The following is a 20,437-nucleotide window of genomic DNA, read 5'->3' on the forward strand; positions in this document are numbered from 1 at the left end:
TTGGAATATTTTATCAACTATTAGTAAAAAATACCAAGTGCTAACTTGGGATTTAATCATATTATAGTATTAATTTTTAATCTTCTGGATGCATAAATCGTTGCTTACCGAGTAATTCATCTGCCGTTTCCACAACATCTTCATCTGGCACACAACAGTCTACTGGACAAACTGCTGCACATTGTGGTTCTTCATGAAAGCCCATACACTCAGTACATTTATCAGGAGCTATATAATAAACTTCATCGCTAATTGGTTGTTGCGTTTCATCTGCATCCACAGTCTTACCATTTGGTAATACTATTTTACCTTCTAAACTAGTACCATCTGAATATCGCCAATCATCAGCCCCTTCGTAAATAGCAGTATTTGGGCATTCTGGCTCACAAGCACCACAATTAATACATTCATCTGTAATTATAATTGCCATAATCGATTTTCTTTTCCTTAATTTTGCAGGTGCAAAAATAAAGCCAAAAAGACTTTTTACCAAACACTGCATGGATTTACAACAAAGAATTAACGCTTTTGCAAAATTAGGATTGTTTTTGGGTCAGTTTACCACTAAGGGTATCGACAAAAATGACGATATTAAAGAAAACGATTTGTTTTTTGATGGCTTTAAACATCAAATAAAAATAGCTGAAGAAAATAATGGTTGGTTCTCAAAAACTAATATTCTATTCTCGTTAGAGTCTTGGTCTAATGCATTGATTATGTGCAATATTAATAAATGGTTGGAGAAGTATAACTTTAATGAAGTTAATGAGCAAACCATAGCAATAATAATGGCAGGAAATATCCCTTTGGTAGGATTTCATGACTTTATTTCCGTTCTAATTACGGGTCATGATATTTTGGTAAAGCAATCTTCAAATGACAAACATCTTCTACCTTTTTTAGCAAAATATCTCGAAATTATAGAACCAGGCTTTAAGGGTAAAATAAAGTTCACTGAAGATAAATTGTCACATTTTGATGCAGTCATTGCTACTGGTAGCAACAACACGGCACGTTATTTTGAATACTATTTTAAGAATAAACCATCTATCATAAGAAAAAACAGAAACTCTGTTGCCGTTTTATCTGGTGATGAGTCTAAGGAGGAATTAGAAGCGCTCTCAGATGATATTTTTAGATATTACGGTCTGGGTTGCCGAAATGTTTCAAAATTATTTGTACCAAAAGATTATGATTTCGATGCTTTCTTCAATGGAGTTTACAAATGGCATCCAATAATTCACGAAACCAAATATGTTAATAACTATGATTACAATAAGGCAGTATATTTAATGAGTGAATTTGATATGCTTGAAAATGGATTCTTAATGTTAAAAGAAGATAAAAGTTATTCTTCACCAATTGCAACTGTTTTTTATGAATATTATGAAACCCCGAAGCAATTAAAGGAAAAGTTGCTTTCAAACAGAGACAATATTCAGTGTATTGTAACTAGAGGAGATTTTGAGAACAAAATAGCTTTTGGAAAAACTCAAAACCCACAATTATGGGATTATGCGGACAATATTGATACTGTTGAATTCCTGTTAAAAAGATAGTCTAAAAATTATCAATTTCGTAATGCTTTTTAGTCAATTAATTAGCATTTTTGTACGTTTAAAAATAATATCATGAAAAAACATAATTTTAGCGCAGGTCCTTGTGTATTACCTAAGTCAGTAATGGAAAAAGCAGCGGAAGCTGTTGTTAACTTTGACGACGGTTTATCTCTAATTGAAATATCTCATAGGAGCAAACCTTTTGTTGATGTAATGGAAAAAGCAAGATCTCTTGCTTTAGAATTATTGGGATTAGAAGGTAAAGGCTACAAGGCTTTATTTCTTCAAGGTGGTGCCAGTACACAATTTTTAATGGTTGCTCTAAATTTACTTGAAAAAAGAGCTGGTTATTTAAATACAGGTACTTGGTCAGACAAAGCAATTAAGGAGGCAAAAATTTATGATGACATTTATGAGGTTGCAACATCGAAAAATGCAGGATATAATTATATTCCTAAAGGATATGATATTCCTGAAGATTATGATTATTTTCACTGTACATCCAACAATACAATCTTTGGAACTCAAATAAAAAAATTCCCTAATTCACCAATTCCAATGGTGTGCGATATGAGTAGTGATATTTTTTCACGTCAACTAGATTTTACTCAATTTGATATTATATACGCTGGTGCACAGAAAAATATGGGTCCAGCTGGCACAACATTAGTTGTTGTAAAAGAAGATGTTTTAGGAAAAGTATCGAGAAAAATACCATCTATGATGGATTACAAAATACATATTGGAAAAGGAAGTATGTTTAATACGCCTCCAGTATTTGCAGTATATGTGTCAATGCTTACAATGCAATGGCTAAAAGATCTTGGCGGTATAAAAACCATTGAAGATGAAAATGATAAAAAGGCACGATTGATATATTCTGAAATTGATTTAAACCCATTATTTAAAGGGTATTCAGTCAAGGAAGACCGATCAATAATGAATGCAACCTTCACTTTAGAAAATGAGAATTTAAAAGAAACATTTGATGCTATGTGGAAAGAAGCAGGTATTAATGGATTGAATGGTCATAGAAGTGTTGGAGGCTATAGAGCTTCAATGTACAATGCCTTAACTTTAGATAGCGTAAAGGCACTTGTTGAGGTAATGAGCGAACTAGAGCGTAAAGCTTAATTAAATAACCTATATAAAAATTATAATGAAAGTATTAGCAAATGATGGTGTTTCTCAGAGTGGTATTAGCGCTTTGGAGTCTGCTGGGTATGAGGTATTGACAACTACAGTTGCACAAGTGCAACTACAAAACTATATAAATGAAAATGACATTTCAGTTCTACTTGTGCGAAGTGCAACTAAGGTTAGAAAAGATATCATTGATAATTGTCCAGGTCTAAAAATTATTGGTCGTGGTGGTGTTGGAATGGACAATATTGATGTAGAATATGCTAGAGAAAAAGGAATTCACGTTATAAACACACCTGCAGCCTCCTCACATTCTGTTGCAGAACTAGTATTTGGTCATTTTTACGGATTAGCTAGATATCTTCACAACTCAAACCGCGATATGCCTCTTGAAGGGGATAAAAATTTTAAGAGTCTTAAAAAGGCTTATGCTAAAGGAAAAGAGTTAAAAGGCAAAACGTTAGGTGTCATTGGCTTTGGACGCATAGGACAAGCCACTGCTAAAATTGGCTTAGGGGCTGGAATGAAAGTTGTTGCATTTGATCCATTTATTGAAGAAGTAAATTTAGAACTAGAGTTCTTTGATGGGCAAAAGGTAAATTTCGATATAAAGACAGTTTCTAAGGAAGAGGTTTTAAAAAAGGCGGATTTTATAACATTACACGTACCTGCACAAAAAGATTATGTAATAGATGAATCGGATTTCAATCAAATGAAAGATGGTGTAATCATAGCAAACGCTGCTCGTGGTGGTGTTGTTAATGAAGTGGCTCTGGTTAAAGCAATTGAAAGCGGTAAGGTAGCTCGTGCAGCATTAGACGTTTTTGAAAAAGAACCACAACCTGAAGTACAATTATTAATGAACTCTTCATTATCGCTAACGCCTCACACAGGTGCTGCAACTAATGAAGCGCAAGACAGAATCGGTGTAGAATTGGCAGATCAGATTATTAGTATTCTAGGTTAATTGCTAATTAATTGTGACTTTCCCATTACAAATGAGTCCTAATATATGTTGGGACTTTTTTTGTACCCTCAAGTTAAATTATTAAAGGTAAAAAAATAAAAAAAATTCAGGAATTCTAGACTTATCAAGCAGTGACCTTGGAAAAACAATTATCACTGGTGTTTCAAGTACTAAAGGAAATGAACAAAGTTTCTTAGAAAGCATTTTAGATGCAGATGTTGATGGTAGCGTTATCGATGATGTTGCTGGCATGGTTTTAGGCGGAAGCAAGAAAAAAGGTGGTCTTGGTGGTTTACTAGGAGGACTTTTAGGGAAATAAACTTCTCTATATTAAAAATTTATAAAACAGCTCAATATGGGCTGTTTTTTATTTTATACACTATGTGAAACAAAATATTCACTAAGTAAATATTGTGTAATACTAATTGGTTATTGTTTATGGTTCTAAGATCTAGGTCATTTGTGATGTTAAAAAGCAAATAATTAATACTAAAATTAATACCTTTAAATACTATGAAAAAGATACTACCAATTATCATTGTTATTGCATTAATTGTCAGTTGTAAATCATACAACAACACCCAAATAATAAATCATGATTCTGAAGATGCACTTGTTAAAACCGATACGGTTTCAATTAGTAGTAATGAAACTGACTATGAAATAATAATTATTGAACCAGGATTTTATAATTGGCTGTTAAGCAAAGCAAGACCCCGTGGTTTTCATTCTCAACAATACCTAGAAACTAGAAATCAACTTTTAGTTCAATCATGGAATCAAAGAAACCTTCAACCTCAAGTTTATGACCCTAATTTATATGAGTTAAGAATTGATTATGATAATCTTACTGATTATGGATATGAGGTCAATTATTTACTTTATAACTATTTTATCTACTTTCAGTTAAAATATAATCAGCGTCTCACATCATTTGTTCCCAGAATTTGACTTAATTTTGCATCGCAAAAATGAGATATGAAAAATTTTAAAGAAAAATGGGAGATTCAACAGAATTGGCAGTTGATTTTTCCATTTTTTGGTTTAATAGGTTTAATATATTCAGGATATAAAATAGCGAATGTTCTTTTAGCCGAATGCCATATCATAGTTGAGGTTTTGGCAACAATTCAAATATCTTACCTATTATTAAAAATTACTTTATTTCTCTTTAAAAAATTAGAAAAGAAATGGATACTCAATTATAAATGGGAAATGATCCGAGTATTCATAGTTTTTGCTGTTACTGGTTCATCTTCTATGTTAGTTGGAAGACCAATTATAAAGCTATTGGGAATTACTAAAGAAAACTTAAACCCTGTCCTCTACTGGATATTATTTATTATTATTGGGCTCATAATTTATCAGATTCTTTTGGTTACCTTTGGCTGGTTGTTCGGTCAGTTTAAGTTTTTCTGGGAATTTGAAAAGAAAATGCTTAGACGATTTGGATTAAGACGATTTATAGATTGAATAAAAAAGCTTTAATAACGACAATTTTTAAAACACTAGCTATAGTGTTGGTATGCGCTGTATTATTCCCATCAGTAGTAAAGCTTTCACATGTCTATAATCATCATGAACATTTTGTTTGTACTGATGATGTAGATCATTCAACGCACTTACATCAAATAGATATTGATTGTGAGTTTTATAAGTTTAAATTAAATAATCATTTTTACGCAGAATTAGCATATTCAAACAATACCTCACATGAAATATATAATAAGACAAACTTGTCTTATTATATATTTTTAAGAACACATCAGCAACATACTTCACATTTAAGAGGTCCACCTCACACAGTGTAATCAATCATACCAGATAATCACTAAATTCAAACAAGATTAAAAAATAAGTCTTGTTTAATTAATATAAATTTTTTCAATAATGAAATACTACGTACTTATAGTACTTTTGGTATTTATGTGTTTTGGATTTGCTCAAAAATGCGATGACGTATTTTTAGGGGAATTAAGGGATTTTCACGACAATACACCACTTAATGGAGCTACAGTATTTATTAAAAACTTAAATAAATATGTTGCCTCAGATGAAAGAGGAAAATTTAAAATTGAAAATCTGTGCAAAGGAGAACTTATTCTTGTAATATCTCATATTGGATGTGAAACAAAAAGAATAACATTCAATATTGATGGAGATATGTTTCAAAACATTGCTTTAGAACATCATATAGAGGAATTAAATGAAGTTTCTATTGCGGCAACTGTTGAAAGAAAAGAAACAAAAACATCTCAAGAAACAATTATAAAATCAGAAACGCTCAAACGCTATAGTAATCTAAGCGTAGGAGATGCCCTTAAAGAGGTACCAGGAGTTTCATCTATTAATACTGGAAGTACTATTGTTAAACCAATGATTAATGGATTGCATAGTAGTAGGGTTTTGATAATGAATAATGGCGTACGATTACAAGACCAAGAATGGGGTATTGAACATGCGCCAAATATTGATGTAAATATTGCAAATCAAATTTCTGTTATAAAAGGGTCTGGCGCATTGGCTTACGGTGGCGATGCCGTTGGAGGTGTAGTTGTGATAAATCCAAAACGGATAATTCGTTTGGATACAATTTATGGCCGCACTTTAATTGGTGGTCAAACTAACGGTCGTGGTTATAATATAACTTCAACTCTAAATAAAAACTTTAGTTCAGGATGGTTTGCTGAAATCCAAGGATCTTCTAAAAGAAATGGAGATTTGAAAGCTCCAAACTATACTTTAACTAATACAGGTTTGGATTCAAAAGGTGTTTCTGCTCGTTTTGGTAAGTTAAATTTTGAGTCTGGTTTTGAAATATACTACAGTTTTTTAGATAATGAAATCGGTATTCTAGGTGCTTCTCATATTGGTAGTGTTTTTGATTTAGAAAGAGCTATTAATTCGGGGCAACCATTTTTGGTTGAGGATTTTAGTTATGAGATCAATGCTCCTAAACAAGAAATAACGCATCATTTAGCTAAGCTTAATTATTATAAAAGGTATAAAAATTTTGGCAGGCTTAAACTACAGTATGATTATCAACATAACCAACGTCTTGAATTTGATGTTAGAATTGGTGATAGGAGAGAAATTCCCGCTATTGATTTAACCCTACAAACGCATTCCATTTTGGCAGATGTGAATTTAGATTCTAATTTAGATAGAAAAATAAATTTTGGAGTTATAGGGCGATTTCAAGATAATTTTGCTAACCCAGATACTGGAGTGAGACGTTTAATTCCTGATTATAACAAGTATGATTTTGGTATTTATACTACTGTAGAATATGTGGTCAATAACAGATTAATTGCAGATGCTGGATTACGCTATGATTTTAATAGAATTGATGCGAAGAAATTCTACAGAATATCGCGTTGGGATGAACGTGGTTATGATGAGGATTTTTCAGATATAATTATTGATGAAACACCTACTCAATATCTAACAAATCCTGTATTTGATTACCACAATATTTCTGCTTCTGTTGGCATTAATTATAGTATTAATGAGAGCCAACAGATGCTTCTAAATTATAGTCTAGCAAGTCGGCCACCAAATGTAGCGGAGTTATTTAGTGATGGACTTCACCATTCTGCTGCCAGATTCGAACTAGGTGATATTAGATTTGACCAAGAAATATCCAATAGAATATCCGCGTCATACATCTATAGTACATCAAAACTTAATCTATCCACAGAGATCTTTTATAATAAAATCAAAGATTTTATTTATTTAAGGCCATTTGACTTTATAAGTACTGCAAGAGGTCCTTTTCCTTTATGGGAATACCAACAAACGGATGCGGAAATATTTGGTATTGACTTGACTATCAATTATAAAATAACCGATAACTGGCAATTTGCTAATAAAACAGCTTATATAAAAGGTAATGATTTGGGTACTGATATGGCAATTATTGATATACCACCATTTAATACCACAAATCAAATCACTTATAATAATGAATCTTGGAACAACTTTTCTGCCAGCTTAAAATCAGAATGGGTGTTTAAGCAAAATGATTTTCCTGATTTCAATTTTGAGGTAGAAGATGAACTCAATGAGGAGATGATCTTGGTTGATATAAGTTCACCTCCACCTGCATATCATTTATTACATTTCTATAGTGAAGCAACATTTATACTTAGTGAGAAAACAAACCTAAATATTAGTTTAGGTGTAAATAACTTATTAGATACTGCTTATCGAAACTATTTAAATCGTCTTAGGTTTTATGCTGACGAATTGGGAAGAAACATTACGTTGCAACTGCAACTTAACTATTAAACAAATTAATAAATTATAAATTCAAACTTTAATACAATGAAAATTACTTATTTAAATTTAAATTCTATGAAATCTACTAAATTTTTTATGAGCGCAATTATATGTTTAGCGCTATCAACTTCATTTACATCATGTTCGGATGATGATGATCCGGATCCTGTACTAGAAGAGGAGTTTATTACAAATTTAACCTTAACATTTACTAATACTGCAGATGCAACAGACTCTGTAGTTTTATTTAGCACAGCACCAGACGGTTTTGAAGATGGTACATCTACTGAGAATATCGTTGGTACTTTTTCTGCAGGAGCAACATATTCTTTAAGTCTTGAAATTTTAAATGAGCAAGAAGACCCAGCTGATGACATATTAAATGACGATATTATACCAGAGGCTGATGAACATTTTTTCGCTTATGCGGTAAATGGTATAAATCTTACGATGACTAGAGATGCTAGTGATATAGCGGGTCCTGACGGAAGTAAATTAGGTGTTAATACTACTTGGGTTGCCGGGGCAATCAGTAATGGGAATTTACAAATTAGATTAATCCACGAACCTACAACAGTTGACGACTCTGATGAATTTGGTTCTGCAACAGGCGGATCTGAGGACTTCAACATTACCTGGACAGGTGTTGCAATTTTATAATTTTGCATAAAATAATTAAAAAAGGCTACTTTTTAAGTAGCCTTTTTTTGTGTATGGTAAGTTTTAAAAACATAAGTATATAACCACATTAAGCTAAAAGTAGGAACTACATCTAAAAATGGTAATGCCTCTTCAACAAATGATATTATTGCAGCTATCTTTCCTTCTTTCCCCTTGTAAAGTTTAGTCATTAGGTAAGCTGACAAAGGCGCCCAAATAAAATCAAATGGAGGAAAAACTAATGACACATAACCTAATGCATCAAATAATAAACTCCATCCTAGAATATTATATTTATTCATTTATAACGATTAATTTTTAATTATTAAGCAATAAGTATTCCAAATAATTTAGACCTGACAAAACCGCAACAAGACGTTAACATCTGTTAGGCCTTTTTAACGTTTAATTAAGAGCAGATGCACATTTGTAAATGTAGTTTTACATTTTGATTAGTAAAACCTTCAAATTACCAGTATAAACTAACTTGACCATTGCCTTTAAGTAAACAAATAAAATCCTCTTTTTTATTATTCTGCTCATTATTTGCAGTGTTTAATACCCACTGTCAAGACAAAAAAGAGCTCAACATAACACGTGCAGAAAAAGCTCCAAAAATAGATGGTGAACTAAATGACAAAGTTTGGGAAAATGCAGAAATAGCAACAGATTTTATTCAATTTAAACCTGAAATTGGCAATACCTTGCCTAGAAATAAACGTACTGAAGTAAAGGTTTCCTACGACGATCAAGCCATTTATGTTGCCGCTTATTTATATGATAATCCTGAAAAAATTATGTCTCAGATAGTCAACAGAGATAATTTTGGTCAAACGGATTTCTTTTTGGTTGTTTTAAATCCAAATAATGATGCACAAAATGACACAAGTTTCTTTGTGTTTAGTTCAGGGCAACAGGCCGATGCTATTTCTAATCCCACTATAGGGGAAGATTTTAGTTGGAATGCTGTTTGGAGTAGCGCTGTTAAAATGAAGGATGATGGCTGGACAGTAGAAATGAAAATCCCTTACAGAACCTTACGTTTTGCTGACCAAGAAAATCCTACTTGGGGTTTACAATTTCATCGACAATTTAGACGTGATAGATCTCAATATACATGGAACCCAATAGACCCTACGAAAGGATATATAGGTCTTTATAATGGTGAATTAAAAGGTTTAGATAATTTAAAACCTCCACTAAGATTAAATCTTTATCCATTTAGTACAGGGATACTTAATAGTTTTGATGGTGATATTGATACAGACCTTACATTTGGTATGGATGTAAAATATGGTATAACTGATAACTTTACATTAGATGCAACACTTATACCAGATTTTAGCCAAGCCGGTTTTGATAATATTGTATTAAATCTTGGTCCTTTTGAGCAGACATTCTCAGAACAACGACAATTTTTTACAGAAGGTGTAGATTTATTCTCTAAAGGTGGATTGTTCTTTTCAAGACGTGTTGGTGGTAGACCCTCTGGTGAACTAGATTTAGCAGAAAATGAAGACGCTGACGTTCCAAATGAAGTTAAGGTATTAAATGCCTTAAAAGTATCAGGACGTACAAAGGATGGTTGGGGCTTAGGACTTTTTAATGCGATTACAGAGAAAACATATGCTACAGTTACCGATAACGATACTGGAGATAAAAGACTGGAAGTTGTAGAACCGTTCACCAACTATAATATTTTGGTCGTAGATAAGCAATTTGGAGGTAATTCGGCTATTAGTCTTATCAACACCAATGTGACTAGAGAAGGTGAATTTAGAGATGCCAATGCAACAGCTTTAGTGGCTAATTTAGTTAACAAGAAGAACACCTACAGAGTAGATACTGAGCTTAGGATGAGCAATGTTAATTACCAGAATGATCCTTCAGAAACAGGCTTTAGTAGTTTTTTATTTGTAGGTAAAGTAGCCGGTAATTTTCGTTATAGTTTTGATCACAAATTTGCTGATACGAAATACAACATTAATGATCTTGGTCTAAACAGAAGAAATAATCAAAATGATTTTGGTTTTGATTTTTCATATCAAACATTTGAACCATCAGGCCGTTTAAACAACTATCGATTTAATTTTTTTAGTAATTATCGAAGACTTGTAGACCCTAACACTTTTGCACGATTCAACTTTGGTGGTGGTTATAGGGCTTTTACTAAAAATCAAAACGCACATGGTTTTAGATTAAATATACAACCTGGTAAACAATATGATTATTTCGAATCTAGGGATGGTCGTCCATTTATCTTTGAAAATTCAGTAAGTGCAGGTGCTTGGTTTTCTTCAAACTATAATAAAGTATTTGCTATTGATCTTAGAGCAAACGCAGCAACGCTCTTTGAGGAAGGCAGAGATTTATTTAGATATGATTTTGAAATTGAACCACGTATTCGATTTTCAGATCAGTTATTACTAACCTATGGTTTAAATTTTGAGAATAGAAACGGAGATCGAGGTTATGCAACCAGTGTTGATGACAACTCAATTTTTGGAGAACGTAATAGACAAATAGTAACAAATACAATCTCAGGAAATTACACGTTCAATCCTTTCCATAGCCTAGGGCTTACATTTAGACATTATTGGGATACTGTACAATATGATTATGACCTTTTTACGCTGTTAGACAATGGAAGGTTGACAGCAGAAGAAGGATATAATATAGATAATGTTGTTGATGACCCTAACATAAACTTTAGTACTTGGAACATTGACTTAAGTTATTCATGGCAATTTGCACCTGGAAGTTTCCTAACAGCACTGTACAGAAATCAACTCTTTAACTTTGACGAAAATTCAGAAGATAATTTTACGGAAAGTTTAGATTTGCTTTTTCAACAACCAATGCAAAACACCTTCTCACTTCGCGTCCAGTATTTTATTGATTTTAATGGTTTGAAATCAGTCTTTAAAAAGAACAAAACCGCCTCTTAATATTGCGCATTTACACATTTAATGTTACTTTCACACTTGTATGGGTAAAACAGTTATTTCAGCTAAACAAATTAAAAAAGCCTTTAAAGACTTACAGGTATTAAAGGGAGTTGATATAACTATTGATGAAAGCGAAATTATTTCCATAGTTGGCGCATCTGGAGCTGGAAAAACTACACTTCTTCAAATTCTGGGAACCTTAGATAAACCTGATTACACAAACGAAACCGAATTAATTATTAATGGTAAGTCAATCAAAGATTTAAGTGATAGCGCTCTTGCCAAGTTTAGAAATGAAAATATTGGATTTATTTTCCAATTTCATCAACTTTTGCCAGAATTTACGGCCTTAGAGAATGTTTGTATTCCAGCATTTATTAATAAAACTCCGAAAATTGAAGCAGAGAAACGCGCCAAAGAACTTTTAGACTATTTAGGCCTTAGTGATAGAATCAATCATAAACCAAATAGCATGTCTGGTGGCGAACAACAACGGGTGGCTGTGGCCAGAGCATTAATAAACCAACCAAACATTATTTTTGCAGACGAACCATCAGGTAATTTAGATAGTGAATCAGCAGAACAACTTCACCAGCTCTTCTTTAAATTAAGAGATAAGTTTAAACAGACATTTGTCATTGTTACACACAATCAAGAATTAGCCAACATGGCAGACCGAAAGTTGGCAATGGTAGATGGTAAAATTGTTGATTAAGATTCAAGAAATAGAACGCTATATCAATATTTCCAGATTAAAATTCACTAGTTACATTTTCTTCAATTACTGCAAGCTGTAAAATGAAAAGTTCTTAAATAAAATGATATTCTTCAGTATTTAAAACATTCTAAATCTGTAATTTTGTAGAGCTTTTTAAAATTAATTACATCATGAATTATAGAATAGAAAAAGATACTATGGGCGAGGTAAAAGTACCTGCCGATAAAATTTGGGGAGCCCAGACAGAACGCTCTCGAAATAACTTTAAAATTGGAGCACCAGCTTCTATGCCACTAGAAGTGGTACATGGATTTGCCTATCTTAAAAAAGCTGCGGCTTATGCTAATTGTGAGCTTGGTGTACTAACTAAAGATAAGCGAGATCTTATAGCTCAAGTTTGTGATGAAATATTAGACAACCAACATAACGACCAATTTCCTTTGGTTATATGGCAAACAGGTTCAGGGACACAAAGTAACATGAATGTCAATGAGGTAATTGCTAACAGAGCTCATCAAATAGCAGGCAAGAAGATTGGTGAAGGCGAAAAGACCATTCAACCCAATGATGATGTCAATAAATCACAGTCCTCTAATGATACTTTCCCAACTGGTATGCACATTGCAGCATATAAAAAAGTTGTAGAAACAACAATTCCAGGTATAATTCAGCTGCGCAATACATTACATGAAAAATCGATTGAATTTAAAGATGTTGTGAAAATTGGACGTACGCATTTAATGGACGCTACTCCCCTAACTTTAGGTCAAGAATTTTCTGGTTATGTATCTCAATTAGATCATGGTATAAAAGCAATAGAAAATACATTATCGCATTTAAGTGAGCTTGCACTTGGTGGTACTGCCGTTGGAACTGGATTAAACACACCACAAGGTTATGACGTGCTTGTAGCAAATTATATCGCTGAGTTTACAGGATTACCTTTTGTCACCGCTGAAAATAAATTTGAAGCATTGGCTGCTCATGATGCAATTGTAGAAACTCATGGAGCTTTAAAACAAATAGCTGTGTCATTAAATAAAATTGCAAATGATATTAGAATGATGGCTTCAGGTCCACGTTCTGGTATTGGTGAGATCAAAATTCCAGCTAACGAGCCCGGCAGTTCAATAATGCCTGGAAAAGTAAATCCTACTCAATGTGAAGCACTTACTATGGTATGTGCTCAAGTAATGGGTAATGATGTCGCTGTTAGTGTTGGTGGTACTCAAGGGCATTACGAGTTGAATGTTTTTAAACCTATGATGGCAGCTAATATTTTACAATCTGCTCAATTAATTGGAGATGCTTGCGTAAGCTTTGATGAGAACTGTGCCAGTGGCATAGAACCTAATCATTCAGTGATTAAAGAACTTTTAAATAATTCTTTAATGCTAGTTACTGCCTTAAATACAAAAATAGGTTATTATAAAGCGGCAGAAATTGCTAATACGGCTCATAAAAATGGAACAACCCTAAAAGAAGAAGCCATCAATCTGGGATATGTATCCGCTGAAGATTATGATGACTGGGTTAAACCAGAAGATATGGTCGGAAGCTTAAAATAAATTAAAGCTGAAATATTTTAAACGCCATTCTTCAGAAGATTGGCGTTTTTTTTATTCAAAAAAAATGATAATCTTTACGTTAAACCATCCAACAAAATGTCTATACTTATAACTAACATAAAACAACTTCTTCAGGTTCATAAACATAATATCACCATATTAAGAGGTGAGGAAATGAAGAAACTTTCAATTTTAGAGAATGCCTATTTGTATATAGAACATGACACCATAATTGAATATGGAACCATGGATGAATACCATCCTATTGATGCGGAAACTACTTTCGATGCTACGGGAAGAATTGTACTACCATCTTGGTGTGATTCCCATACGCATATAGTATATGCTGGCGATAGAACAGGTGAATATGTTGATAGGATAAATGGTTTGAGTTATGCAGATATTGCCAGCCGTGGTGGTGGTATTTTAAATTCAGCTAAAAAATTACAAAATACATCTGAAGAGGATCTCTATAATCAATCTATAAACAGACTAGACGAGATTATTAAAATGGGCACTGGTGCTGTTGAAATTAAAACCGGTTATGGACTAACAGTTGATGCAGAATTAAAAATGCTTAAAGTAATTAAACGTATTAAACAGGATACTTTGGCGTTTATTGCTCCTACACTACTTGCTGCCCATGCCATACCAGAGGAATATAGAAAAAACAAAGAGGAATACATTAAGTTGATTACTAACGAATTAATTCCCAAAGCTGGTGACCTTAATATTTCACATTTTATTGATGTCTTTTGTGAAGAAGGTTATTTTGATATTGAAGATTTAGAAACCATTTTAAAGGCAGGTCAAGCCCATAATTTCAGGCCAAAAATTCATGTAAATCAATTTAATATTCTTGGTGGTGTTGCTTTAGGTGTAAAGCATAATGCCTTATCTGTAGATCATCTAGAATTATTAAATGACGAAGATATAGAAGCACTCAAAGAAAGTGATACTATGCCTGTAGCTTTACCTGGATGCTCATTCTTTTTAGGTATTCCTTACACGCCTGCTAGAAAGTTAATTGATGCTGGCTTACCGCTTGCTATTGCCACGGACTACAATCCTGGTTCAGCTCCTAGTGGAAATATGAACTTTATTGTTGGTGCTGCATGTGCTAAGCTAAAGCTAACACCAGAAGAAGCCATAAATGCCGCTACGATTAATGGTGCCTATGCTATGGGTATAAGTAATATGTATGGTAGTGTTACAAGAGGTAAAAAGGCAAATTTTATTATTACAAAGCCTATGAAACATTACCGGGAAATCCCTTACTCATTTACTCACAACCCAGTTGATCAAATAATTATAAACGGCCAATTATTATAAATAAAAAAATCCAGAGGATTTACTTCTGGATTTTTTGCTATTAATCAACCAATTAAAGAATTGAAGGCTACTTTAGGACAAATTCTGAAGCAGAAATCAACTCTTTATCATTAAATACGTTTACTCTATATTGTCCTTCTTCAAATTTTGATTCATCTGAAGCACGAATATATTCACAAATATCTAGGTTACGGTTTTCATAATTAAAACGGCTGATGAGACTATAGTTTAAAACTTGATCATCAAATTGAACTTGTCCATTTGAACCTAATACATTGTTTTTAGGGTCTATGACCTGAACGTATAGTTCCTTATCGCCAGCCTCTGTCAAAGTGTTTTTAGCTACTGTAAAACAGATTTTAATTTTATCACTACGTCTAGCACGTTCTGTTGGTATTTGTTTACCGCTTCTTCTTTCAATAACACCTAATCCTTTAAGGCCTACAGTCTGTAATGCTGCTGCATCTTCAACAACATTAGCTAGCTCTGTATTTTGGACTAAAAGTGAATCTGTAAACATTGTACGTTCTTTTAACTGAACCTGAGTACTATCTAATGAAACCGCCAATAATTCGTTTTCTACTTTTAAACGATCATTTTCTTCCAACAGAATTTCCATTTCTTCCTGTAGTGCTAAATACTTCTTTCTATATCTCCATAAGCTATTAACACTGTTTTGAGACACCTTTAAAGAATCCATTAGATTCTGAATACGTTCCCTAGCATCAATTAAGTCTTGATTTGTTCTTTCACCTTCAGCAATGGCAGCATCGTAATCCTTTGCCATATTACTAAGGTCTTTCATTACTTGTTGCTTTTCACTAATTAAAACCTTTTCGGTTTCTTGCTTGTCACTGTAAAGCTTAGATGCATAAAATGCCGTTCCTAAAAAAAGGACTAAAAGAATCCCTAAACCTACCTTTAGACCTATTCCTGATTTCTGTGAACTTTCCATAAATTATGATTTTAAGTTATTGTTAATACCTCTTTTAATTTGATTTAAAAATAAAATAAAAATGTACATTTAATCTTTATTTTATTGACCATATGAAAAATCTTGTTTTACTCTCTAAGAAAGACCGAGATCTAATCGTAAACTCTCGTAAAGGCGAATCAAAATTTGGTGAACATATAAGGTTAATACATAACCTCAATAACATATACGAAGCTATTACCAATTTAGATGTCGACTATATAATATTTGGCATTGCTGAGGATATAGGCGTACAAGCGAATCTAGGACAACCTGGTACTAGAAAAGTATGGGAATCAACAATTACGGCACTGCTAAATATGCAGAGTAATGCGTATACTAATGCAAAGAGAATTGCAGTTCTAGGACATTTAAATTATGCAGAAGAACATAATACACTTAATGAGATAGATCAAACCAAAAAAAAATCATTGACACAAATACGATCAATGGTCGAAAAGATTGATAGTGATGTTACATATCTTGTAGCTTGTATTGTAAAAGCCGGAAAGATTCCAATAATTATAGGCGGAGGGCATAACAATTCCTATGGTAATATAAAAGGTACTTCATTGGCATTAAACAATAAGATTAATGTCATAAATCTTGATGCTCACACAGACTTTAGACCAGAAGAGGGCAGACATAGTGGCAATGGATTCAGTTATGCCTTTGCAGAGGGCTTTTTAAAGCGTTATTTTATTTTTGGTCTACACGAAAACTATACATCAGCAAGGATATATAAGACCATTAAAAAACTCAAGAACATCAAGTTTAATACTTATGAGTCTATTGAAATACGAAATGAATTAGATTTTAAGGATCAACTTAATTATGCCTCAGATTTTATATCTAAAGAAGCTTTTGGAATTGAATTAGATTGTGATGCCATAGAAAATATGCCAAGTAGTGCCATGACACCAAGTGGATTTTCCATGAAACAAGCAAGGCAGTATATTAATTTCTTTGGTCAAAATAGTAACGTAAAATATTTACACATCTGTGAGGCATCACCAATAAAAAAAACTCAACAAAATATTGGTAAAGCTATAGCATATTTGATTACAGATTTTATAAGAGCCAATGGAAGTTTGAAATTATAGATTTTCACAAAACATATTCTCAGAATTTTCATGATTTAAACATTGAGTATCTTAAAGCCTATTTTTATGTTGAGCCTTTCGATTAAGAAATACTAAGCAAACCTGAAAAATATATTATTAATAAGGGTAGGCACATATTTTTTTACTTTAAATAATATTTAGTATTTGTTATTAAAATGTTACAAATAATAATTACTGATTTATAGTTAAATATCTTTATAACAACCAAATTCGATGAAACCAATTAAACCCATACTCTTATTAGTCATTTTAGTCTTTACCCTAGGTTGTAAAAATGATAAATCAAATACAAATGAAAATAAGGCTATTGCTGAGAATATAACTGCTGATCCTGTATTAATACATCCTATTCAGCATGGTACTTTGGTAATAGAAACTAAGGACTTGACTATTTATGTAGATCCAACAGGTGGTAAAAAAGCGTTTAATGGACAAAAAAAGCCAACATATGTTCTAATAACAGATATACATGGTGATCACTTGAGTAATTCTACATTAGAAAGCTTAGATTTAACCAATGTAATAATTATTAGCCCTAAAGCTGTTACCGATAAAATTCCAACAACATTATCTAAAACCATTATGACTCTGAAAAATGGCCAAAGTTACAGTGATGATGGTATTTTAATTGAGGCAATACCCATGTATAACCTAAGAGAGGAAGCCTTAAAATTTCATGAAAAAGGACGCGGTAACGGCTACATCTTAACTATTGAAGATCAACGTATCTATATTTCTGGAGATACAGAAGACATCCCAGAAATGAGAAATCTAAAGAACATAGATAAGGCATTTGTTTGTATGAACTTACCCTATACTATGACAGTTGAGAGCGCTGCAGGTGCAGTATTGGATTTTAAACCAAAAACAGTGTATCCATATCATTATAGAGGGACAAATGGACTAAGTGATATTGCAAAATTTAAATCTTTGATTGAAGCGAAAAATGATGAAATTGAGGTGAAATTGCTTAATTGGTATAAAAAATAATATGTTAAAATTTGATTTGTTGATAAGTAGAAAAAAGTTGTATTTCGCCCAATTTTAGTGCGTTTTGCCGATTTTTATTAACAGTTTATCGGATAAATTGTAATTAAAAAATGGGGTTTTACACATTTATGTGCTAATTGAACTACTTTTTTTTCTATCTTCGCACTAGTCTAAACCAAATCTTAACGTTAATTAATCATGATTATCAACCTACTTAGAAAGGCTTTAATAGTGACCACCACTCAACTTACTATGATTTTAATAGCCGTAGCAACTATTTTTTTAGTATTTATCATTATAGCTGTCGTAAAAATGTATAGGCTAAAAGCTGAGAATAAAAAACTGATGGAAACAAATGCATTTAAGGATGTGGATGAGAGTTATAAAGACTTTACGGGAGGCCATCTTTACAGTGATCATTAAAAGAAAATATAAAAGCTCGTTTTTAACTAGCTTTTTTTATTTCAAAATTCTTCTAATTTCTATCTCACCAGTTTCTTATACTTAATTCTTTTAGGTATTAAATCACCTCCTAATCGCTTCTTCTTGTTTTCTTCATATTCGCTAAATCCACCTTCGAAGAAATACACTTGAGAGTCTCCTTCAAAAGCTAATATATGTGTACAAATACGATCTAAAAACCATCTATCATGGCTTATTACAACAGCACAACCTGCAAAGTTTTCTAAACCTTCTTCTAATGCTCTTAATGTATTGACATCAAGATCGTTAGTAGGCTCATCTAAAAGTAGTACATTCCCTTCCTCTTTAAGAGTCATTGCCAAATGTAACCGGTTTCTTTCTCCACCAGATAGTAATTTGACTTTTTTATTTTGTTCACTACCTGAGAAATTAAAACGACTTAAGTAAGCACGCGAATTTACCTGACGACTTCCCATCATAATTAATTCTTGTTCATCGCTAAAGTTTTGCCAAATTGATTTTTCTGGATCTATGTTTGAGTGACTTTGGTCTACATATGCAATCTTAGCTGTATCACCTACCTTAAAATCTCCTTTGTCTGGAGTTTCTTCACCCATTATCATTCTGAAAATTGTGGTTTTACCTGCGCCATTTGGTCCAATTATACCAACAATTCCTGCTTGAGGTAAATTAAAATTTAGATCATCATATAATAATTTGTCACCATATGCCTTTGCAACACCATTGGCCTCAATAACATTTGTACCAAGTCTTGGCCCATTTGGAATGTAAATCTCTAGTTTTTTGTCAAGCTGTTTTTGGTCTTGACTCATTAACTTGTCATAATTCTTCAAACGCGCTTTTTGTTTGGTCTGACGACCCTTTGCTCCTTGTCTCACCCAATCAAGCTCGCGTTCAAGTGTCTTTTGACGTTTAGATGCTGATTTACTTTCTTGTGCTAAACGTTTTGATTTTTGATCTAACCAAGATGAATAATTCCCTTTCCACGGGATACCTTCACCTCTATCTAGTTCTAATATCCAACCAGCAACATTATCTAAAAAGTATCTATCGTGTGTTACTGCTATTACTGTTCCTTTGTATTGCGCTAAATGGTGCTCCAACCAATGAACCGATTCTGCATCTAAGTGGTTTGTAGGCTCATCTAGTAAAAGTACATCGGGTTCTTTTAATAATAATCTGCATAACGCCACACGTCGTCTTTCCCCTCCTGATAATACACCTATTTTTTTGTCGCTTTCTGGTGTTCGTAGGGCATCCATTGCAATCTCTAACTTGGTGTCTAGTTCCCAAGCATTTGAAGCATCAATTTGATCTTGCAATTCTGCTTGACGATTCATTAGTTTCTCCATCTTATCCGGATCACTATAGACCTCTTCTAAACCAAATTGATCATTGATACTATTATATTCATCTAAAATTGCAACAGTCTCTGCAACACCTTCCTTTACAACCTCAATTATTGTTTTATCATCATCTAATTGTGGTTCTTGTTCTAGATACCCAACTGAATAGCCTGGTGAAAAAACAACATCCCCTTGATAATTCTTATCAACTCCAGCTATAATTTTAAGTAATGTTGACTTACCAGACCCATTTAAACCAAGAATACCAATTTTAGCTCCATAAAAGAAGCTTAAATATATATTCTTAAGTACTGGTGTGTTGGCAGATTGAAATGTCTTGGTAACACCAGACATTGAAAAGATCACTTTTTTGTCATCACTCAT

General features: G+C 32.7%; 18 protein-coding genes. 14 read left to right on the top strand and 4 right to left on the bottom strand.

Going from position 1 to position 20,437, the window contains the following annotated elements; all coding sequences use genetic code 11:
- Nucleotides 1-76 precede the first annotated feature (76 nt).
- Entirely contained in the window at nt 77-430 is a 354-nt protein-coding gene (locus DUZ96_RS08660; protein ID WP_114301760.1) for a 4Fe-4S dicluster domain-containing protein, read from the bottom strand.
- A gap of 70 nt (nt 431-500) precedes the next feature.
- Here DUZ96_RS08660 and DUZ96_RS08665 point away from each other — a divergent pair, with 70 nt between their 5' ends.
- From DUZ96_RS08665 to DUZ96_RS08700, 7 genes are all read left to right on the top strand, one after another.
- On the top strand, nt 501-1,559 hold the full coding sequence (locus tag DUZ96_RS08665) for an acyl-CoA reductase (RefSeq protein WP_114301543.1): 1,059 nt from the start codon (nt 501-503) through the stop codon (nt 1,557-1,559).
- 72 nt (nt 1,560-1,631) lie between these two features.
- The gene (gene serC, locus DUZ96_RS08670; RefSeq protein WP_114301544.1) at nt 1,632-2,693 is read left to right on the top strand and encodes a 3-phosphoserine/phosphohydroxythreonine transaminase; all 1,062 of its coding nucleotides are present in this window, start codon (nt 1,632-1,634) and stop codon (nt 2,691-2,693) included.
- A gap of 25 nt (nt 2,694-2,718) precedes the next feature.
- A complete protein-coding gene (locus DUZ96_RS08675; RefSeq protein WP_114301545.1) occupies nt 2,719-3,669 on the top strand; it encodes a D-2-hydroxyacid dehydrogenase in 951 nt (316 codons plus the stop codon).
- Nucleotides 3,670-4,182: 513 nt separating this feature from the next.
- Nucleotides 4,183-4,620, top strand: a complete 438-nt coding sequence (locus tag DUZ96_RS08680; RefSeq protein WP_114301546.1) for a DUF6146 family protein — start codon at nt 4,183-4,185, stop codon at nt 4,618-4,620.
- Nucleotides 4,621-4,647: 27 nt separating this feature from the next.
- Complete coding sequence (locus DUZ96_RS08685) at nt 4,648-5,142, top strand: DUF6787 family protein (protein WP_114301547.1); 495 nt, start codon at nt 4,648-4,650, stop codon at nt 5,140-5,142.
- 417 nt (nt 5,143-5,559) lie between these two features.
- The gene (locus DUZ96_RS08695) at nt 5,560-7,959 is read left to right on the top strand and encodes a TonB-dependent receptor (RefSeq protein ID WP_114301549.1); all 2,400 of its coding nucleotides are present in this window, start codon (nt 5,560-5,562) and stop codon (nt 7,957-7,959) included.
- 87 nt (nt 7,960-8,046) lie between these two features.
- Nucleotides 8,047-8,610, top strand: a complete 564-nt coding sequence (locus tag DUZ96_RS08700) for a type 1 periplasmic binding fold superfamily protein (RefSeq protein WP_147267072.1) — start codon at nt 8,047-8,049, stop codon at nt 8,608-8,610.
- Between the two features lie 32 nt (nt 8,611-8,642).
- On the opposite strand, the gene DUZ96_RS08705 is transcribed toward DUZ96_RS08700, so the two are convergent.
- Entirely contained in the window at nt 8,643-8,912 is a 270-nt protein-coding gene (locus DUZ96_RS08705; RefSeq protein ID WP_114301551.1) for a hypothetical protein, read from the bottom strand.
- A gap of 249 nt (nt 8,913-9,161) precedes the next feature.
- Here DUZ96_RS08705 and DUZ96_RS08710 point away from each other — a divergent pair, with 249 nt between their 5' ends.
- The 4 genes from DUZ96_RS08710 (at nt 9,162) to hutI (ending at nt 15,176) form a co-directional block, all read left to right on the top strand.
- Complete coding sequence (locus tag DUZ96_RS08710) at nt 9,162-11,558, top strand: carbohydrate binding family 9 domain-containing protein (RefSeq protein ID WP_258774353.1); 2,397 nt, start codon at nt 9,162-9,164, stop codon at nt 11,556-11,558.
- A gap of 40 nt (nt 11,559-11,598) precedes the next feature.
- Nucleotides 11,599-12,273 carry an ABC transporter ATP-binding protein gene (locus DUZ96_RS08715; RefSeq protein ID WP_114301552.1) on the top strand — a complete coding sequence of 225 codons (675 nt, stop codon included), beginning with the start codon at nt 11,599-11,601 and terminating at the stop codon, nt 12,271-12,273.
- A gap of 173 nt (nt 12,274-12,446) precedes the next feature.
- A complete protein-coding gene (gene fumC / locus DUZ96_RS08720; protein ID WP_114301553.1) occupies nt 12,447-13,844 on the top strand; it encodes a class II fumarate hydratase in 1,398 nt (465 codons plus the stop codon).
- 96 nt (nt 13,845-13,940) lie between these two features.
- Entirely contained in the window at nt 13,941-15,176 is a 1,236-nt protein-coding gene (hutI, locus tag DUZ96_RS08725) for an imidazolonepropionase (protein ID WP_114301554.1), read from the top strand.
- A 67-nt stretch (nt 15,177-15,243) separates the two neighbouring features.
- Here hutI and DUZ96_RS08730 read toward each other — a convergent pair whose 3' ends face one another.
- Nucleotides 15,244-16,131, bottom strand: a complete 888-nt coding sequence (locus DUZ96_RS08730) for a chromosome partitioning protein ParA (RefSeq protein WP_114301555.1) — start codon at nt 16,129-16,131, stop codon at nt 15,244-15,246.
- 92 nt (nt 16,132-16,223) lie between these two features.
- Here DUZ96_RS08730 and DUZ96_RS08735 point away from each other — a divergent pair, with 92 nt between their 5' ends.
- The 3 genes from DUZ96_RS08735 (at nt 16,224) to DUZ96_RS08745 (ending at nt 18,686) form a co-directional block, all read left to right on the top strand.
- The gene (locus DUZ96_RS08735; RefSeq protein ID WP_114301556.1) at nt 16,224-17,252 is read left to right on the top strand and encodes a formimidoylglutamase; all 1,029 of its coding nucleotides are present in this window, start codon (nt 16,224-16,226) and stop codon (nt 17,250-17,252) included.
- 234 nt (nt 17,253-17,486) lie between these two features.
- Complete coding sequence (locus tag DUZ96_RS08740; protein ID WP_114301557.1) at nt 17,487-18,263, top strand: MBL fold metallo-hydrolase; 777 nt, start codon at nt 17,487-17,489, stop codon at nt 18,261-18,263.
- A 198-nt stretch (nt 18,264-18,461) separates the two neighbouring features.
- Complete coding sequence (locus DUZ96_RS08745; protein WP_114301558.1) at nt 18,462-18,686, top strand: hypothetical protein; 225 nt, start codon at nt 18,462-18,464, stop codon at nt 18,684-18,686.
- 59 nt (nt 18,687-18,745) lie between these two features.
- Here the strand turns inward: DUZ96_RS08745 and ettA are convergent, their stop codons facing one another.
- On the bottom strand, nt 18,746-20,437 hold the full coding sequence (gene ettA, locus DUZ96_RS08750; RefSeq protein WP_114301559.1) for an energy-dependent translational throttle protein EttA: 1,692 nt from the start codon (nt 20,435-20,437) through the stop codon (nt 18,746-18,748).

Origin of the sequence: Winogradskyella sp. KYW1333, from assembly GCF_003335675.1 — a bacterium.
Classification (GTDB): Bacteria; Bacteroidota; Bacteroidia; order Flavobacteriales; family Flavobacteriaceae; genus Winogradskyella.

Excerpts from the sequence above, each read along its gene's own strand:
- DUZ96_RS08715 (WP_114301552.1), top strand. The coding sequence starts at position 11,599 with ATGGGTAAAACAGTTATTTCAGCTAAACAAATTAAAAAAGCCTTTAAA.
- DUZ96_RS08745 (WP_114301558.1), top strand. The coding sequence starts at position 18,462 with ATGATTATCAACCTACTTAGAAAGGCTTTAATAGTGACCACCACTCAA.
- ettA (WP_114301559.1), bottom strand. The coding sequence starts at position 20,437 with ATGAGTGATGACAAAAAAGTGATCTTTTCAATGTCTGGTGTTACCAAG.
- DUZ96_RS08700 (WP_147267072.1), top strand. The coding sequence starts at position 8,047 with ATGAGCGCAATTATATGTTTAGCGCTATCAACTTCATTTACATCATGT.
- DUZ96_RS08685 (WP_114301547.1), top strand. The coding sequence starts at position 4,648 with ATGAAAAATTTTAAAGAAAAATGGGAGATTCAACAGAATTGGCAGTTG.
- DUZ96_RS08740 (WP_114301557.1), top strand. The coding sequence starts at position 17,487 with ATGAAACCAATTAAACCCATACTCTTATTAGTCATTTTAGTCTTTACC.
- DUZ96_RS08660 (WP_114301760.1), bottom strand. The coding sequence starts at position 430 with ATGGCAATTATAATTACAGATGAATGTATTAATTGTGGTGCTTGTGAG.
- DUZ96_RS08680 (WP_114301546.1), top strand. The coding sequence starts at position 4,183 with ATGAAAAAGATACTACCAATTATCATTGTTATTGCATTAATTGTCAGT.
- DUZ96_RS08695 (WP_114301549.1), top strand. The coding sequence starts at position 5,560 with ATGAAATACTACGTACTTATAGTACTTTTGGTATTTATGTGTTTTGGA.
- DUZ96_RS08730 (WP_114301555.1), bottom strand. The coding sequence starts at position 16,131 with ATGGAAAGTTCACAGAAATCAGGAATAGGTCTAAAGGTAGGTTTAGGG.
- DUZ96_RS08735 (WP_114301556.1), top strand. The coding sequence starts at position 16,224 with ATGAAAAATCTTGTTTTACTCTCTAAGAAAGACCGAGATCTAATCGTA.
- DUZ96_RS08665 (WP_114301543.1), top strand. The coding sequence starts at position 501 with ATGGATTTACAACAAAGAATTAACGCTTTTGCAAAATTAGGATTGTTT.
- DUZ96_RS08705 (WP_114301551.1), bottom strand. The coding sequence starts at position 8,912 with ATGAATAAATATAATATTCTAGGATGGAGTTTATTATTTGATGCATTA.
- DUZ96_RS08675 (WP_114301545.1), top strand. The coding sequence starts at position 2,719 with ATGAAAGTATTAGCAAATGATGGTGTTTCTCAGAGTGGTATTAGCGCT.
- fumC (WP_114301553.1), top strand. The coding sequence starts at position 12,447 with ATGAATTATAGAATAGAAAAAGATACTATGGGCGAGGTAAAAGTACCT.
- serC (WP_114301544.1), top strand. The coding sequence starts at position 1,632 with ATGAAAAAACATAATTTTAGCGCAGGTCCTTGTGTATTACCTAAGTCA.
- hutI (WP_114301554.1), top strand. The coding sequence starts at position 13,941 with ATGTCTATACTTATAACTAACATAAAACAACTTCTTCAGGTTCATAAA.